This window comes from Streptomyces sp. NPDC002144, assembly GCF_053593695.1.
On sequence record NZ_JBSFDB010000172.1, the window covers coordinates 1 to 1,029 of the forward strand.

Annotated in this window: 2 protein-coding genes; both read right to left on the reverse strand. The window is 28.5% G+C overall.

From position 1 onward, the window contains the following. A partial coding sequence (locus ACWCQ1_RS52140; RefSeq protein WP_451030141.1) for an acyltransferase family protein occupies positions 1-559 on the reverse strand: 559 nt, incomplete at its 3' end. After that, a complete protein-coding gene (locus tag ACWCQ1_RS52145; RefSeq protein WP_451030140.1) occupies positions 516-842 on the reverse strand; it encodes a hypothetical protein in 327 nt (108 codons plus the stop codon). The genes ACWCQ1_RS52140 and ACWCQ1_RS52145, both read right to left, overlap by 44 nt. Positions 843-1,029: the final 187 nt, after the last annotated feature.

Below are 1,029 nucleotides of genomic sequence, written 5' to 3' on the forward strand. Positions count from 1 at the left end.
ATCCATAACAAACTATGCTTATAAAAAGTAGAGCCCATTTATAAGTCCTTTTCAAATTTTTATATGTATCAACTAAGTATAATCGATACTTAGCTATTAATGACCCTAAGATAAAGAAAGATGTAAAATGGATTGTGTCAAAAATAGATGTGTAATGCCCATTTCTTTCTTCAAAACTGAATACATCATTTAAGCCACCAACCGTTGACAGACAAAAACAAATTATTAGATTTATTTTCCAGTTCCACCTCATTACACACAATATAATAATTGGGAAAATAATTGAAATCCTCATTTCATGAATTAAAGACCAAACAACAGTATTGTAGGCATCAGTATGGATATTAACAATTAACAGTATATGTTCTATTACTATCTTTAAATCTAACCCTCTAACCCAAAATTGGTTAAACCAATCACTGAGCCCTGTAACATTTCCATTTTTAATTAATATACTTAAACTAATTGCCACAATCAAGGAGACTAGATAAGGGATATAAATACGGCAAATTCTTTTAATTAAGTATCCATAATACGACTCTTTCCTCTGTGATAAAATTGGTAGCGATAATACAAATCCGCTTTAATAAAAAAAATAAAATCACTGCCGCATGTCCATAAATCGCAATCCTTACTGGAGATAAAGAAAAAATAATTGGTAGAATGGGGTTAACCATCCACATATGATGAAAAACTACTGTTAACGCCGCCAAACCTCTAATTGAGTCTAATTCTTCAATACGTTTAGACAAAATATCACCTGCTTTTTTATTATTACAAGAAGCTATTATACCTAAATCTACATTTGGAAATATGACTTGCAAATTTACAAAATAACTCACTCCTAACAAGTATAGTAAATTTAGTTAATGTACTAAATTTAAAAGCAGTTCACAATCTATAAAAGCCCAGTCGTTCTTTATAACGAATTTTATGGTATCACTTTATTTATCAATTATCAATATTAGAAATCATGATTTCACATTTTAATTCAATAATCTTAAATAGTTCTTTCAGTTAATAATTACT